Annotated in this window: 17 protein-coding genes; 8 read left to right on the top strand and 9 right to left on the bottom strand. The window is 62.4% G+C overall.

Going from position 1 to position 14,030, the window contains the following annotated elements:
- The 3 genes from J0I64_RS16795 to J0I64_RS16785 form a co-directional block, all read left to right on the top strand.
- The coding region (locus tag J0I64_RS16795; protein WP_291410299.1) for an amidohydrolase family protein at window positions 1-1,235 on the top strand (1,235 nt) is incomplete at its 5' end.
- A gap of 26 nt (window positions 1,236-1,261) precedes the next feature.
- Window positions 1,262-1,660: a CidA/LrgA family protein gene (locus J0I64_RS16790; RefSeq protein ID WP_291410297.1), complete on the top strand. Its 399-nt coding sequence runs from the start codon at window positions 1,262-1,264 to the stop codon at window positions 1,658-1,660.
- Window positions 1,657-2,370: an LrgB family protein gene (locus J0I64_RS16785; protein WP_291410296.1), complete on the top strand. Its 714-nt coding sequence runs from the start codon at window positions 1,657-1,659 to the stop codon at window positions 2,368-2,370. The genes J0I64_RS16790 and J0I64_RS16785 overlap by 4 nt, the downstream gene beginning before the upstream one ends.
- A 93-nt stretch (window positions 2,371-2,463) precedes the next feature.
- On the opposite strand, the gene J0I64_RS16780 is transcribed toward J0I64_RS16785, so the two are convergent.
- From J0I64_RS16780 to J0I64_RS16765, 4 genes are all read right to left on the bottom strand, one after another.
- Window positions 2,464-3,138, bottom strand: coding sequence for an outer membrane protein (locus J0I64_RS16780; RefSeq protein WP_291410294.1), 675 nt, complete (start codon window positions 3,136-3,138; stop codon window positions 2,464-2,466).
- 250 nt (window positions 3,139-3,388) lie between these two features.
- A complete protein-coding gene (locus J0I64_RS16775; RefSeq protein ID WP_291410292.1) occupies window positions 3,389-5,011 on the bottom strand; it encodes an ABC-F family ATP-binding cassette domain-containing protein in 1,623 nt (540 codons plus the stop codon).
- 216 nt (window positions 5,012-5,227) lie between these two features.
- A complete protein-coding gene (locus tag J0I64_RS16770; RefSeq protein ID WP_291410290.1) occupies window positions 5,228-6,712 on the bottom strand; it encodes a sigma-54 dependent transcriptional regulator in 1,485 nt (494 codons plus the stop codon).
- 185 nt (window positions 6,713-6,897) lie between these two features.
- Window positions 6,898-7,074, bottom strand: coding sequence for a DUF465 domain-containing protein (locus tag J0I64_RS16765; protein ID WP_291410288.1), 177 nt, complete (start codon window positions 7,072-7,074; stop codon window positions 6,898-6,900).
- 151 nt (window positions 7,075-7,225) lie between these two features.
- On the opposite strand from J0I64_RS16765, the gene J0I64_RS16760 reads away from it, so the two are divergent.
- From J0I64_RS16760 to J0I64_RS16750, 3 genes are all read left to right on the top strand, one after another.
- Window positions 7,226-7,441: a DUF465 domain-containing protein gene (locus J0I64_RS16760; RefSeq protein ID WP_291410286.1), complete on the top strand. Its 216-nt coding sequence runs from the start codon at window positions 7,226-7,228 to the stop codon at window positions 7,439-7,441.
- An 83-nt stretch (window positions 7,442-7,524) separates the two neighbouring features.
- Window positions 7,525-8,016: a 5-(carboxyamino)imidazole ribonucleotide mutase gene (gene purE / locus J0I64_RS16755; RefSeq protein WP_291410284.1), complete on the top strand. Its 492-nt coding sequence runs from the start codon at window positions 7,525-7,527 to the stop codon at window positions 8,014-8,016.
- Window positions 8,017-8,020: 4 nt separating this feature from the next.
- The gene (locus tag J0I64_RS16750) at window positions 8,021-9,109 is read left to right on the top strand and encodes a 5-(carboxyamino)imidazole ribonucleotide synthase (RefSeq protein WP_291410282.1); all 1,089 of its coding nucleotides are present in this window, start codon (window positions 8,021-8,023) and stop codon (window positions 9,107-9,109) included.
- Window positions 9,110-9,118: 9 nt separating this feature from the next.
- Here the strand turns inward: J0I64_RS16750 and J0I64_RS16745 are convergent, their stop codons facing one another.
- Window positions 9,119-9,808: an alpha/beta fold hydrolase gene (locus J0I64_RS16745; protein ID WP_291410280.1), complete on the bottom strand. Its 690-nt coding sequence runs from the start codon at window positions 9,806-9,808 to the stop codon at window positions 9,119-9,121.
- Between the two features lie 212 nt (window positions 9,809-10,020).
- Between J0I64_RS16745 and rpsU the strand changes: the two genes are divergently transcribed.
- Window positions 10,021-10,245 (top strand): 30S ribosomal protein S21, encoded by a 225-nt coding sequence (rpsU, locus tag J0I64_RS16740; RefSeq protein ID WP_092419552.1) that lies wholly within the window; start codon window positions 10,021-10,023, stop codon window positions 10,243-10,245.
- Window positions 10,246-10,357: 112 nt separating this feature from the next.
- Here rpsU and J0I64_RS16735 read toward each other — a convergent pair whose 3' ends face one another.
- From J0I64_RS16735 to J0I64_RS16720, 4 genes are all read right to left on the bottom strand, one after another.
- Window positions 10,358-11,566, bottom strand: coding sequence for a multidrug effflux MFS transporter (locus J0I64_RS16735; RefSeq protein WP_291410275.1), 1,209 nt, complete (start codon window positions 11,564-11,566; stop codon window positions 10,358-10,360).
- 89 nt (window positions 11,567-11,655) lie between these two features.
- Window positions 11,656-12,468 carry an alpha/beta hydrolase gene (locus tag J0I64_RS16730; protein ID WP_291410273.1) on the bottom strand — a complete coding sequence of 271 codons (813 nt, stop codon included), beginning with the start codon at window positions 12,466-12,468 and terminating at the stop codon, window positions 11,656-11,658.
- Window positions 12,469-12,522: 54 nt separating this feature from the next.
- A complete protein-coding gene (locus J0I64_RS16725; protein WP_291410271.1) occupies window positions 12,523-13,161 on the bottom strand; it encodes a DsbA family oxidoreductase in 639 nt (212 codons plus the stop codon).
- 82 nt (window positions 13,162-13,243) lie between these two features.
- Window positions 13,244-13,786 (bottom strand): hypothetical protein, encoded by a 543-nt coding sequence (locus tag J0I64_RS16720; RefSeq protein ID WP_291410269.1) that lies wholly within the window; start codon window positions 13,784-13,786, stop codon window positions 13,244-13,246.
- Here J0I64_RS16720 and J0I64_RS22665 point away from each other — a divergent pair.
- Window positions 13,776-14,030: SlyX family protein (locus J0I64_RS22665; RefSeq protein WP_366933759.1), on the top strand; the 255-nt coding region annotated here is incomplete at its 3' end. The genes J0I64_RS16720 and J0I64_RS22665 overlap by 11 nt on opposite strands.

Raw genomic sequence — 14,030 nt, 5'->3', positions numbered from 1 at the left:
TGACCAAGTCCTATCTCTTCACCGGCGGCAATGTGCTCGACGCCGAGGCCGGCATCCTGCGCCAGGGACTCGATGTGCTGGTGCAAGACCAGCGTATCGCCGCTATCGGCGCGGACCTGTCGCGGCCAGAAGGCGTGGAAGTGATTGATCTTATGGGCAAGACGATCATGCCCGGGCTAATCGACTGCCATGTGCATGTCGTTGCCGAAACGCTCGACCTTTGGGCCAATATGATCGCCCCCGCTTCGCTTGCCGCCCTGCGCTCGGCGCGGGTGATGGAAGAGGCGCTGCAGCGTGGTTTCACAACGCTGCGCGATCTGGGCGGTGCTGATTACGGGCTGGTGCGGGCGGTCAATGAAGGCCTGCTGAATGGTCCGCGGCTTGTCATCTGTGGCAAGGGGCTTACCACCACCGGCGGCCACGCCGACCTGCGTCAGCGCACCGATGATCGGCCTGGCCTGTTTTCCGATCGCGTGGGCTCCATGGGTCTTATTGTAGACGGCGTCGACAATGTCCGCGCGGCGTGCCGCACGATGATCAAGGAAGGCGCGAACTTCATCAAGGTCATGGCCAATGGCGGGGTCTCCTCGCCCAATGACCCGATCCACTCGATCCAGTATTCGCGCGACGAAATCAGCGCCATGGTGGAAGAGGCGGAGAATGCCGGCCTCTATGTCGCCGCGCATGTCTACACCGACAAGTCGATTGCCCGTTGCGTCGAGCTTGGTGTCCATTCGCTCGAACACTGCAACCTGATCGAACCCGATACGGCGAGGAAGGCTGCTGAAAGGGGCTGCATCGCTGTGCCGACGCTGGTTGCCTATGACGCACTGGCGCTCGAAGGCGAAGCGCTTGGTCTCGGCGCCGCCGAGTTTGCCAAGATCGAGGTGGTCCGCAGCGGCGGCCTGCGCTCGCTCGAAATCATGCGCGATGCCGGTCTGCCCATGGCTTTCGGCTCGGATCTTCTCGGGCAGCTGCGCAAGTATCACGGCATGGAGTTTGAACTCCTCGCCAAAGTGCTGACGCCCGAAGAGATCATCCGTTCCGCGACCGTGATTGGCGCCAAGCTTTGCCGCCTTGAGGGGCAGGTGGGTGTTGTCGCTGAAGGCGCCTTTGCCGACTTGCTGGTCGTTGATGGCGATCCACTGTCCGATATCTCGTTGCTGCAGGGCGATGGCGCGCATATGCCCGTCATCATGGCCAATGGCAGAATCGTGAAGAACGCGCTCAACTAGGGCGCGCTCCAACACGGATAGTTCAAATGACTGATGTGGTCGCCAAGCCGCTGCGCCCGGCCGATTGGGTGGCGGGCTTTGCCCTGTTGATCCTGTGTCAGCTGGCCGGCGAGACGCTGGTGCAAATCCTGAGACTGATCGTGCCCGCCTTTGCCTTTCCGGGGCCGGTCATCGGCATGTTGCTGCTCGTGGGGCTGCTGGCGCTTATGGGCGACCGGGCAAGGCCCGTGATTGCATCGGCGGATGGCCTGTTGGGTATCCTGTCGCTGCTCTTCGTGCCCTCGGCAGTCGGCATCATGCAGCATGGCGAATTGATCCGTGCCTGGGGCGGGCCGCTATTGCTGGCGGTTGTGGCGTCGACGGCTTTGACGCTGGTGGTGACCGTGGGCGTTTTCATCCTCACCGAGCGGTGGATGTCGCGATGAGCAGTTTCAGCGAAATCTGGGTCTACCTTGCTACCTCGCCGCTGACCTGGCTCGGCGCCACGCTGGTTGCCTTTGTGCTGGCGCTGCGCATCGGCGCTTTGCTCGGCAACTCGCCGCTGGCCAATAGCGTGTTGCTCAGCGCAGCCATGCTTATTCCGGTGCTGCTGCTGACCGGCACGTCCTATCCTACCTATTTCGAGGGCGCGCAGTTCGTGCACTTTCTGCTCGGGCCGGCAACGGTGTCGCTGGCTGTGCCGCTCTATCGCAACCTGGCGGCGGTCAAGCGTTCCCTAGTGCCGATCGCCGTGGCGCTCGTCGCCGGTTCCATCACTGCCATGGGAAGCGCGCTGGCGATTGCCGCCATCTTCGGGGCGCCGCCGGAGGTTCTCGCGTCCATCGCGCCGAAATCGGTCAGCGCGCCAATTGCCATGGAACTGGCCAAGAGCCTGGGCGGTATTCCCTCGCTCGCCGCAGTGCTGGTCATTCTAACGGGGGTGACGGGCGCCATCATCGTGACCCCGCTGATGAATGCGCTGGGCACGAAGAACTACGCGGCTCGCGGCTTTGCGGTCGGGGTAGCGTCGCACGGCATCGGTACGGCCAGGGCCCTGCAGGTCAATGACATGGCGGGGGCCTTCGCTGGTATCGCCATGGCGCTCAATGGCGCATTCACCGCCATTCTGCTGACCGGATTTCTATTGCTCCAATAGCGCGGACACAAAAGCGGAGGGCGCGGAGTGCCGCGAAGACCCGTACTTCGGGTTCCTCTGGCACGCCGCGCCCTCAAAGTCGGGGGCGTTCTCTTAGAAGGCGTAGTTCACGCCGGCGCGGATGACGCTGAATTTGTGGCCGATTTCGCGGCCGGCGCCGAAGCCGTTATAGTTCTGGCTGCCGAGGTCGACATAGAGGTATTCGGCCTTGACCGAGAGATTGTCGGTGGCCTTGGCTTCGATGCCGACACCGGCGGTCCAGCCGAAGTGGGTAGCGGACTGCGAGGTGGTGACGCCGCCATTGACGAACTGGCCGGTGCCGCGACCGAAGGCGGCGCCGAGGGTCACATAGGGCATGACCTGGCCGAACGTGCCACCGGCGCGGGCGCGGGCGGTGCCGAACATGTCGAGCTTGGCTTCGAACGTGCCGGGGGCGCCGGCCGGTTCGCTATAGGCGAGGTTGGCCCACTGCAGGTCGGCTTCCGCGCCGATCACGAAGCCGCCCATGTCCATGTTGAAGCCAGCCTGGCCGCCAGCGGTCCAGCCCGAGCTATTGTTGTTGGTATTGGCAAAGGCCGGGCTATTGGTGGTGTTGCCCCAGAGGTAGCCACCGTTCACACCCGCGTAGAAGCCGTTCCAATTGGCTGCGGAGGACGATGAATAGAGTGGGGAAGTGGCCGCCGGCGCACTGCTCCAGCCCAGATCAGCAGCTCCGGCAGACGCCGTCAGCGTCAGGAGAGCGGAAATCACAATGGCGGAACGCTTCATTTTTGGCCTCGTCGATATGCGCCTAAACATGAGGCCCAAAATCGTCTCAAGGTCTTAATGATCGGGTAAGGAATAAGGTTAACGCAGCGGGTTTTATGAAATTGTGAAGGGGTTTGTTAGGGAAGGGCCCACCGCGCCGTGGCTCCTGCCCCTCTCCCATCCTCCTCCCCGTCAACGGGGAGGTGTCACCGAATTCGCTATGGCGAATTCGGTTGGGGCCAGCGGGACTGATGGCCTGGTGTCAAAAGCCTCAGCTATGAAGGCCCGGCGCTTCGCGGCCCGTGGAGGCGACGTATTCGGTGTAGCCGCCGCCATAGGCATGCACGCCTTCGGGGGTCAGTTCGAGCACGCGATTAGAGAGCGCGGCGAGGAAATGGCGGTCGTGGCTGACGAAGAGCATGGTGCCCTCATATTGGCTCAGCGCCGAGATTAGCATTTCCTTGGTGGCGATATCGAGGTGGTTGGTCGGCTCGTCGAGCACCAGAAAGTTCGGCGGATCGAAGAGCATCATGGCCATGACGAGGCGCGCCTTTTCGCCGCCCGAGAGGACGCGGCACTTCTTTTCGATTTCGTCGCCGGAAAAGCCGAAGCAGCCGGCAAGGGCGCGGAGCGGGGCCTGACCCGCCTGCGGGAATGAATATTCGAGCTGCTGAAACACGGTCATGTCGCCTTCGAGCACGTCCATGGCGTGCTGGGCGAAATAGGCCATTTTTACCGAGGGCCCGCGGGACACGGTGCCGGTATCGGGCTCGGTCGTGCCGGTGACGAGTTTTAGCAATGTCGACTTGCCGGCGCCGTTGATGCCCATGATGGCCCAACGTTCGCGGCGGCGGACGTGGAAATCGAGGCCGTCATAGATGGCGCGGGAGCCGTAGCTCTTGGATACACCCTTCAACAGCGCGACGTCTTCGCCGGAGCGCGGAGCAGGACGGAATTCGAACTCGACGGTCTGGCGGCGCTTGGGCGGCTCGACACGGTCGATCTTGTCGAGCTTTTTGACGCGGCTCTGGACCTGGGCGGCGTGGCTGGCGCGGGCCTTGAAGCGGGCGATGAAATCGAGCTCCTTGGCGAGCATGGCCTGCTGGCGCTCGAACTGGGCCTGCTGGTTCTTCTCGGCGATGGCGCGCTGCTGCTGATAAAATTCGTAGTTGCCGGAATAGGTGGTCAGCGTGCCGGCGTCGATCTCGACGATTTTGGTGCAGATACGGTTCATGAATTCGCGGTCGTGCGAGGTCATGAACAGGGCGCCCTGATAATTCTGCAGGAAGGCTTCGAGCCAGATGAGACTTTCGAGGTCGAGGTGGTTGGAGGGTTCGTCGAGGAGCAGTGCGTCGGGACGCATGAGGAGGATTTTGGCGAGCGCAACGCGCATCTTCCAGCCGCCGGAAAGGGCGCCGACATCGCCGTCCATCATTTCCTGGGAGAAGCCGAGGCCGTCAAGCACTTCGCGGGCGCGGCCGTCGAGCGAATAGCCGTCGAGTTCTTCGAACTGGTGCTGGATTTCCCCGTAGCGTTCGATGATGGCATCCATCTCGTCGGCCTTGTCGGGATTGCCCATGTCGGCTTCGAGAGCGCGCATTTCGACGACGATGGCGCTGACGGGGCCGGCGCCATCCATGACTTCGGTGACTGCACTGCGGCCGGACATTTCGCCGACATCCTGACTGAAATAGCCGATGGTGGTGCCGCGCTCGACCGAAACCTGGCCTTCGTCAGGCTGTTCTTCGCCAGTGATCATGCGGAAAAGCGTGGTCTTGCCAGCGCCATTGGGGCCGACGAGACCGATCTTCTCGCCCTTGAGCAGGGTCGCCGACGCCTCGATGAAGACAATCTGCTTGCCGTTTTGCTTGCCGATGCTTTCGAGGCGGATCATTTTGGGGCCTTCTGAGAAATTCAGTAGACCTCAACAGTGCAGTGCTACGCCCTCGTGGTTCGAGGCTGCGCTAACGCTCCGCACCTCACCATGAGGACTACTGGGGTTGCCGATATTGCCCGTGCTCTAAAGCACCGCCGTGCCATAGCGCAAGGGCCGTACGGGCACAGCGGCTATGCCAAACGGCAAGCAGGGCTATGCGGCGATCAACTTCGCTTACGCAGCGTCGTTGATCAGGCCTTCGGCCATGCCGTATTCGTGCAGTTTGCGATAGAGCGTCGAGCGGCCGATGCCGAGGGCGCGGGCGACGCGGGACATGCGGCCGCCGTGATAGTCGATGGCAAAGGCGATGGCTTCGCGCTCGATATCGGCAAGGGCCTGCAGGTCGCCAGACGCATTGAGGAAGCGATCCTGCATTGTTTGCACGGCCGGTTCAGTCCGAAGACGAGCCGGGGCACTATCAATATGGACGGGTGCGGCGAGCACTGCTGCTTGCTCGGTGGCGCGGACAGCTTCCTCGCGGCCGACGGACTGGGCCAGAATTTGTGGGAAATCGTCGGCTTCGAGGAAGGCGGCATCGGCGAGCACAACGGCACGGTAGACGGCGTTTTCGAGCTGGCGGACATTGCCCGGCCAGTCATAGGCGGCGAGGAGGTCATGCGCGGCGGGGGTCATGCCGAGGACGCGCTTGCCGGCTTCGGCGGCGAAACGGGCGATGAAGTGGGAGACGAGCGCTGTCAGGTCTTCAAGGCGCTCACGCAGGGGCGGCACGTAGATGGGGAAGACGTTGAGGCGGTAGAACAGGTCCTCGCGGAATTCACCTGACTTGGCGAGGTTGAGGAGGCGCCGATTGGTGGCCGAGATGAGGCGGACATTGATCTTTTCGGGGCGGGAGGCGCCGACCGGTTCGATCTCGCCTTCCTGGAGGGCACGCAGCAGTTTCACCTGCGTGTCGAGTGGCAGTTCGCCGACTTCGTCGAGGAAGAGCGTGCCGCCGTGGGCCTCGGCAAATTTGCCGGGCTGGTCGGCGATGGCGCCGGTAAAGGCCCCCTTCTTGTGGCCGAAGAGAACGGACTCGACCAGATTGGGTGGGATGGCACCGCAGTTGACGGTGATGAAGGGCTTGCCGGCGCGGTCGGAACCGCCCTGGATGATACGGGCGACCAGTTCCTTGCCCACGCCCGTTTCGCCCTCGATAAGGACGGGGATGGGGCTCTTGGCGGCTTTGCCAGAAAGCGCAAGGACGCGCGCCATAGCCGGGGCGCTGGCGATCATGTCGGCGGGCGAGAAGGTGCCCGAGCGGCGGGCGTGTTCGGAGCGGATGGCGGCTTCGAGCGTGTCGAGCTTGAGCGCATTGCGCAGCGAGACGACGAGGCGTTCGGGGGAGACGGGTTTCACAAAGTAATCGGCCGCGCCCTGACGCATGGCGGAGATGACGGTTTCGAGCGAGGCGTTGGCCGTCTGAATGATGACGGGGGTGGTCAGACCCTCGGCGCGCATGGCCGACATGACGCCCATGCCATCGAGGTCGGGCATGACGAGATCGAGGATCATGGCGCCGATCTGGCGGTCGTCGCGCAGGATCGTCAGGGCCTGTTCGCCCGATGTCGCGGTGAGCGGTTTGAAACCGGCACGGTTCGCGATTTCAGCCGTGAGGCGGAGTTGCACCGGATCGTCGTCGACCACAAGAACGCGCGTCATACCTGTCCCAAATTCATGTCGTTGCTCGGCACGAATCGGGTGTGCCGTTTTGGGAGAGAATGAGGAAAGTGCCTTAAGAGGGTGTTAATCCTAACGAATTGCTTCGTCGGTCGAGAGGGCAAATAAAAAGGGCCGCGGAAAATTCCGTGACCCCCGAGTTTGAAACCTATGGTTGTCCAACCAGGCTAGTGCCGCTCCATTACATTGTAGCGCGCAATTTCGTCTTTCACTTCCAGCTTTTTGCGCTTGAGCGCCGAGACCATCAGGTCATCAATCTGGCGATTCTGCATTTCTGCCTGAATCCGCCGGTCCAGTTCCTGATGGCGCCGTTCCAGCGCTGCGATGTGGCCTTCAGTAGTCATAGACAACTCCTTCGACATCGTGGACGAAGGCATAGTCACAAATCTTTCATGCTTTGTCGACCGCCTCAAAAGGGGGTGATCGAATTGAGATGCAAAACGTTGTCCGATGCGTTAACCAAGTGTGAGTTGGGGCGGGACTATTGGTTTGGCTATGCTGCAGCTCGACAAGGAACAGGAAGCCCAGTACGGGCTGGAGCTGGCGACCAAGCGCCAGGAGCACGCGGACCTCGACGCCGCCATCCATACTTTGACGCAGTCGCAGTTTGCCGACCGGATGCTGGTGCAACGGCTCAAGAAACGTAAGCTGGCGCTCAAAGACCGCATCGTGCAGCTCGAAAGCATTCTGCTTCCCGACATCATCGCCTGACGGATGGGGCCTCTGCTGCCTTGAGCCGCGCCGCTTTTTAGGCTAGATGCGCGCTTTGCGGAGCGGCAGGGGGAGAACTCGCCATGCTCAAGCCACCAGTTGCCATCGTCATGGGCAGCCAATCGGACTGGCCTACCATGCGGTTGGCCGCCGAAACCCTGGAAAATCTCGAAATCGAATATGAAGCGCGGATCGTCTCGGCGCATCGTACGCCTGAGCGCCTCGTCGATTTCGCGATGAATGCCAAGGCCGAGGGGATCAAGATCATCATTGCCGGGGCTGGGGGCGCTGCGCACCTGCCGGGCATGATTGCCGCGATGACGCCGCTGCCGGTGTTCGGCGTGCCGGTGCGCTCCAAGGCGCTGAGTGGCATGGATAGTCTTTACTCCATCGTGCAGATGCCGGGTGGCGTGCCCGTTGGGACGCTGGCCATCGGCGAGCCGGGTGCGATCAATGCGGCGCTGCTGGCCGCTTCCGTGCTGGCGCTGAACGATGATGAGCTGGCCGACCGGCTCGATGCGCATCGCGAGCGCCAGACCAAGTCCGTCCCGCAATTTCCCTCTGATCTCGAGTAGCGCCTTGTCCGATACCCCCGTCTCGCTGCGTCCTGGTTCCACCATCGGTATTCTGGGGGGCGGGCAGCTTGGCCGCATGCTGGCTTTGGCCGGCGCCAAGCTGGGTCTGAAGAGCCACATCTATTGTCCGGATCCGCAGAGCCCGGCTTTCGATGTGACCCCGTTCAAGACCATAGCGGCATATGACGACGAGGCGGCGCTGCGTGAATTCGCGTCGCAGGTCGATGTCATTACCTATGAGTTCGAGAATGTGCCTGCGGCGACGGCGGAAATCCTGGCGAGCCTGAAGCCGCTGCGGCCGGGCGCCAATGCGCTGGCGATCTCGCAGGATCGGCTGGCCGAAAAGGGATTTCTCGCCTCGAAGAATATTCCTGTGGCGCCCTATCGGGCGGTGCATTCGCTCGACGATCTCAATTCGGCGGTGGCTGAGCTTGGGTTGCCGACGGTGCTGACGACGACGCGGCTTGGCTATGACGGCAAGGGGCAACGGGTACTGCGGGAGCCGGGGGATGCTGCGGCAGCCTTTGCTGCGCTCAAACCGCACCCTCTGGTGCTGGAAGGGTTCGTGCCCTTCGAGAAGGAAATTTCTGTGGTCGTGGCGCGCGGGGCCGATGGTTCGGTGCGGGCCTTCGATCCGGCCGAGAACGTGCATCGCGACCATATTCTGTTCACCTCGACCGTGCCGGCCGATGTTTCTGCTGGCCTTGCCAAGCATGCTGCCATGTTGGCCAAGGTGATCGTCGTGGCGCTCGATTATGTCGGTGTGCTTGGCGTTGAATTCTTCGTGCTCGGCGGCGATCGGCCGAGCCTGGTTGTCAACGAGATTGCGCCGCGCGTGCATAATTCCGGGCACTGGACGGAGGCTGTGTGTCTAACCGACCAGTTTGAACAGCATATGCGTGCGGTTGCCGGATGGCCGTTGGGCGATCCACGGCGCTATGCCGATGTGGTGATGCAGAACCTTGTTGGCGATGAAGTCGAGATTGTGCCGGGTGGCCTCGATGGCGATACTCAGCCGCATCTTTACGGCAAGGCGGAAGCGCGGCCGGGGCGGAAGATGGGGCACATCAACCGTATTGTGCGGGCCGACTAGAGCTTTTCATCAGCGTGCCAGCCAGGTCCGCATTGCCGACGCCACGGCGGCCGGAGCCTCCAGCGTCGGAAGGTGGCCTGCATTGGCGAAAATGACCAGTTCAGCGTTAGGAATGGCCGACGCCATTTCCTCGGACAGGGCTTGAGGGATCAGTTTGTCCTCGGCCCCGACGCCGACCAGCGTCGGTACCGCGATATCACCAAGGAACGGCCGGGAATCGGGCCGCGACATGATGGCTTCCTGCTGACGCAGATAGACATCCGCTTCGACGCGGATGGTCATTTCATGTACCGCAGCGGCAACAGGGCCATCGAGATTGGCGGGGGCCAGCAGATTGGGGAGGCCAAGGCGGGAGACGAGCGAAGACTTGCCCTGACGCACCAGATCCATTTCGGCGTGTCGCGCAGCCTTCTTCTCCTCAATGTCGGGGCGGGCATTGGTGTCGAGGAGCGCCAAGTGGGTAATGCGATCGGGCGCCTGGCGGATCATTTCGAGGACGACATAGCCGCCCATGGAAAGACCCGCGAGGGCGAAACGGGGCGGGGCAGCCGCAAGAATGCGGGAGGCCATGGCAGCAATGGTGTTGTCGAGCGACACGTCGGCGACGACGGGCGCGGTCATGTCGAGCCGTGCGATGATGGCGTGCCAGAGATAGGCGTCGCAGCGCAGGCCGGGCACCAAAACGAGTGGCTGAAACATCATGGTCTCCTAAAAAACGCGCTCGTAGGTAGCCGAGTGAAGGAAAACCAGCAAGACTCGGCTTTTTCCGAGAGCCGAGTGTGGACAGCGGTGGATTCTTGAGCTATAGACCCCGCCACGGTGACCGGCTCTGCTGGTCGGCGGCGTGGCTTTATGGGCCACGGCGCTTTTATCCAATCCAATTTGCCAAGCTTTGAAGGGGCAGTTGACCTTTGCAAGTAGTCGTTCGCGATAACAATGTTGACCAGGCGCTGCGCGCCCTGAAGAAGAAGCTGCAGCGCGAAGGCGTCTTCCGTGAGATGAAGCTTCGCAACTACTACGAAAAGCCGTCTGAAAAGAAGGCTCGTCAGAAGGCTGAAGCTGTCCGTCGCGCCCGTAAGCTGGCTCGCAAGCGTGCACAGCGCGAAGGCCTGATTGCAGCGCCTGCTCGCAGCTAGTCAGCGCGATATTCCAGATTTTGAAAACGTCGTCCTTCGGGGCGGCGTTTTTTGTTTTTGGCTCATATCCTGCGCCGTTGCCGGACCAGGTCCGGCAACGGCTGAGTCGAGATCAAGCCCGGCGTGTGCGTAGGAGATCGGCGACGGCCAGCACGATGGCGACGGCGGCGAGGGCGGGCATTAGGATCACGAGGGCCGTGCGCGCTTCAGGAAAGAAGAGCGTGCCGGCAAGGGAGGCAAGAAAGCCCCCGCCCATCTGGAAAAAGCCGGTCAACGCCCCGGCCGATCCGGCAATCTCGCCGAAGCCGGACATGGCGGCAGCCGTTGCGCTCGGGCTGATGCAGGCGAGGGCCAGCATCCAGAAGCCGACCGGGATCATGACGCCCAAAACTTCGCCGGGCCAGAGGCGGGGACCGATGGCATAGCCGAGGCCGGCAAGGGCGATGAGCACGAGGCCAATAGCCACCAGTTGCCACCCATCGATATGCTTTGAGAGCCGGCCGGCAACGAGGTTGCCGGTGATGAAGGAGCCGGTCTGTATCAGCATGGCCATGGCGAACTGGAAGGGCGAGAGGCCGATCTGGTCGATGAGCACGAAGGGGAGGAGCGCTGCCGAGGCATAGAACCCGCCAAAGGCAGAGGCGAGCGTGCCGGCCGGCAGGAGGAAGGCCGGTGCGCGCAGGAGGCGGCCGTAATTGGAGAGCACGGTCTTTGGATGCAGCGGGACGCGGCGCTCTTCTGCGAGGGTCTCGCGGGAGGAAAAGCCCAGAAGCGCGATGATGGCGAGACCGAAGGCACCCATGACCACGAACATCAGGTGCCAGGAGCCGACGAGCATGATGACGCTGCCCAAGGTCGGGGCGACAGCGGGGGCGACGGTCAGGACCAGGTTGATGAGGGTGAGAATGCCGATGGCTTCGCGACCGACGAACAGGTCCCGAACCATGGCACGGGATAACGCGACGCCGGCCGAGACGCCAAAGCCCTGCAGGATGCGACCGAACAGCAGCACTTCGAGCGAGGGTGCAAAGGTGCAGACGAGCGAGCCCAGCACATAGATAGCGAAGAAGGCGATGCCGGTGCTGCGCCGGCCAAAGCGATCGGAGAGCGGGCCACAGAGCAACTGGGCAAGGGCAAAGGCGGCGAAATAGACGGTCAGCGTCAGCTTGCCGCCGGCATCGGTCGTGCCGAGATCGGTGACGAGGGAGGGCAAAGCCGGCGCATAGAGAGTGAGGCTGAGAGGGCCGGTAGCGACCATCAGGCCGCCGATGATCGCCGTGCGTCGGCCGGACATGGCGGGGGTTGGGGAAGGGCTGGTCATGGGCCTATTGCATATTCATGTCGATGGATGGCACAGCGCGGCCTCGCCCTCTCCCTTGGGCTGGTCGCGGCGGCGTGGCTGGCTCCGGGTTAGTTCACCGCCCCGGAGCGCGCGAAGAACGCCTTGGCGAGGTCCCAGATGCCGGCTGCCCAGAGGTCGGAATGGTCGGCATTGGGGACGATCCAGAGTTCATCAGGATTTGGCGCGAGTGCAAAGAGGCGTTCGCCATTGGAGACGCTGATAGTGCGATCTGCCGTGCCGTGGGCGATCAGGACCGGTTCACTGACGCCCGCGATCCATTGATCGGAGCGGAACTTGTCGAGCATGACCCAATAGACGGGCAGAATGGGAAAGCGCTCAGCGGCAACGCTGACGGCGGAGAGAAAGGGGGTTTCGAGCAGGAGCGCCTTTGCGTCCCTTTCGCTCGCGACATAGGTCGCTGGCCCCGTGCCGAGCGAGCGGCCCCAGATGACCATGGGGAAATTCTTTGCGCTGGCCCAGTCATAGGCGGCTATGGCGTCGTCGAGAATGCCGGTTTCGCTGATCGAGCCGGGCGAGGCGGGGAAACCGCGATAATCGAAGGCGAGGAAACCATAGCCTTCGGACGCGAAACGCTCGTAACGCTCGTGTTCCTCGGAAAAGCTGCCGGAATTGCCCTTGTAGTAGATGATGAGCGGCTTGCCGGCCTGAGGCGGCTGGTACCAGCCATTGACCACGGAATTGTCGACCGGGATCGATACGTCCACGGCATTGGTCAGGGCGGTTTCGGCCAGCGGCACAACCTTGCCATGCGGATCGTATTGGAACGTGCGCTGGTTGAAATACATGTAGCCCGTGGCGCCGGCATAAGCGACCGCCACGAGCGTCAGAAGGGCAATGATCCCGATCCGCAGATACTTCACCAGCGTGCTCCCCAAATAGAATCTTGGGGTCTGCCTATAGCAGGCCGCGGACGATCAGAGTTCGGAAATCGTCTTGTCGAGCGCCTGGGTGAAGACTTCATCGGGCTGGGCGCCGGAAAGGGCGTATTTCTCGCCGAAGACGAAGAAAGGCACGCCGCGAATCCCTTGCTGGGCCGCCGAGGTCGCGAGCTGCTCGGTGATCGAAAGCTCGTTGGCATCGTTCATGGCGTCGATCGCGTCGCCCCGATCCCAACCGAATTCTACGGCGATGTCGGCCAGCGTGTTGTCGTCGTTGATCTGGCGATGGCCGAGGAAATAAGCCTCGGCAATGGCATTAGCCAGTTCGTGCTGATTGCCATTGGCTTTCGACAGCCGGGTGATGGTATGCGCCTTGGCCGTATTGAACATGCGCGGCTGCTTGGAAAGGTCGAGATCGATACCAGCCTTCGCAGCTTCGCCTTCGACGCGGGCCCACATTTCCTTTGGGTCGCGGCCATATTTGGCCTTCAGCATTTCGCCGACATCGACACCTTCCGGCGGCACCGTGGGGTCGAGATAGAAAGGGTGGTTTTCAATGACCACTTCGACGTCTTCGGGAAGTTTGGCGAGGGCCTGATCGAGGCGGGCCGACCCGACGAGGCACCAGGGACATACGACGTCGGTGAAGACGTCGATCTTGAGTAAGCGAGCCATAGGGCGCTCCAGAGAATTAGCTTGTCTCCACATGGCTGCTGGAGACGCGCGGTGCAAGAAGGCACCTAGCGGTAACCTGTGGCTACGCTGCGGCGGGGGCGGGGTTCTGGGTCGTGATCAGGGCAAAGGGCGGACTCCATGCGGCTGCCATGGCTAGGCCCAGAGCGGCGCCGAAACCAATCCAGATCAGTGTTGGCAGCATGAGCCAGCCGCCAATGGGCGAGAGGTTTGCCACGCGCAGGCCGGTGGCGATGGCGAGCAGAACGATGCTGGCCATCATCAGCGCCAACGTCATGGAATCGAGCGGCGCCGCGCCGAAGGGAAAGGCGATCATAGCGAGGATAAGCGCGATGCCCCATGGCAGAATGCTGCGGCTCTTGCCGGCTGCAAGGCCGATGGCGAGGCCGGTCGAGAACAGCATCACAAGGTGGATGGCGGCACCAGCCCAGCCGGGCAGGCCGGCGGGCGAAAAGAAGCGCGGTTCGACCCCGGCGCGCTCGCACAGGAAGTTGAGGAGGCTGAAGGCGGCAAGTGGCAGGACGGCCGCCAGCGCCAGGCGCGCCCAGGCGCCGAAATCGACCGTCGCCGGGTGAAGGGTGTTTTCGTGTGCCGTAATGGTCGCCATTTCCGGCTCCCGCTGTTCCAGTTTCGCTGATTTCAATGGGTCAGCACGGCAAGAGGTTCCCTATACGTTAACACGCTCGCGTGTGCGCATGGCTTGCCGAAGGGCGCGGCGGAGACTATCTGGGGCCGATGTTTCGGAGAGTTTTGGTATGAGCGCAGAAGACCACGGCGAGCGCCTTGAGAGGCTGGAAAGCCGCATTGCGTTTCAGGATCAGACCATCGAGGAACTCAATACCGTCATTACC

Source organism: Devosia sp. (assembly GCF_017307565.1).
In the GTDB taxonomy this organism is placed as follows: Bacteria; Pseudomonadota; Alphaproteobacteria; order Rhizobiales; family Devosiaceae; genus Devosia.
The sequence above is the reverse complement of the archived record's forward strand: the minus strand, read 5'-3'. Positions and strand labels throughout refer to the sequence as shown.